Annotated in this window: 1 protein-coding gene and 1 pseudogene; both read left to right on the top strand. The window is 37.2% G+C overall.

Annotated features, from left to right (window positions below):
* The coding region (locus ACFIMM_RS00885; protein ID WP_375692573.1) for a hypothetical protein at positions 1 to 687 on the top strand (687 nt) is incomplete at its 5' end.
* A 94-nt stretch (positions 688 to 781) separates the two neighbouring features.
* Positions 782 to 1,235, top strand: a pseudogene (locus tag ACFIMM_RS00880) (hypothetical protein); the annotation flags it as partial.

Here is a 1,235-nt window from a genome sequence, read left to right as displayed (position 1 = left end):
CAAAAGAAGTTTGCACTCACAAATGAAACGCGTGTAATTAATAATCATACCCTTTATCGCATTAAAGCATTAAAAGACTTTGCTGATGTTAAAGCAGGTACTTTAGGGGGCTTTATTGAAAAGGAAGATAACCTTTCTCATGATGGCAATTGCTGGGTTTATGATAATGCTTGTGTTGTAAAATCTGGTCGTGTTTATGAAAATGCAAGGGTATATGGCAATGCTGCCATTGGTGGTTTTGTTTATGGCAATGCGCATGTATATGATAAAACCCGCGTGTATTTTGGAGCTCATGTTTATGATAATGCGCATCTTTCTGATAAGGTGTGGGTTTATCAATATGCAAGGGTTTATGGGAATGCAAAATTAACAGGAAGTGCACGCATTTATAGCAAAGCTGAGGTTTATGATCATGCTGTTGTAAGTAGCTCTTCAAAAATTTATGGCAAGGTTTATGGCAATGCTAGCGTGGGTGGGTATGTTAAGGTCTATGGTTCTGTTTATGGGAATGCAAAAGTGACTGGTTATCACACCATTAGAGGTTTGGTACATGGCAATGCAAGGTTAAAAAGAGATGGTTATTCATATGTCAAACAAAACTTTTATTATGCATATGGAATTCCTGAAGATTGTGAAATTTATGAAAACGATACCGTTGTAAAGATTATTGAAAATAACGCTGCGTAAAGACGCGCGGGCGCGGCGGGGGCGCCCCTCTTTCAAATTTTCCCATTCCAAATTTTATCAAATGTTTATCACATTAAATTGTGAGGGTATCTCTATGTGCAAAAAATACGAATTAACCAGTGAAATCAAAAAAATCAAACATGCTCTTACTCGAAATATTATAAACCTTTATCGCATTAAAGCTTTAAAAGATTTTGATGATGTACAGGCGGGGTCTTTAGGCGGCTTTATTGAAAAGGAAGTTAACCTATCCCATGATGGTAATTGCTGGGTGTATGATGAGGCTTGTGTCTATGGTCATGCAAGAGTGTATGACAATGCAAAAATACGCCATTTTTCTCAAGTCTGTGGTCAAGTTTATGGCAATGCTGAAGTCTATGGAAAAGCTTTTATCTCTCAATATGCTAAAGTTTATGACCATGCTTTTATCTATAGCAATGCTCATGTTTATGGCAATATTTATGGTAATGCTCATGTGAATGGTAGTGCCCGCATTCTTGCTGATGCTCATATTTATGACCATGCGCATGTTTCTTATGATGCTACGG

Origin of the sequence: Bartonella sp. AP258QHHD (assembly GCF_042196145.1) — a bacterium.
Classification (GTDB): Bacteria; Pseudomonadota; Alphaproteobacteria; order Rhizobiales; family Rhizobiaceae; genus Bartonella.
Note: the sequence above shows the minus strand (reverse complement) of the source record. Positions and strands in the feature narration are given on the sequence as shown.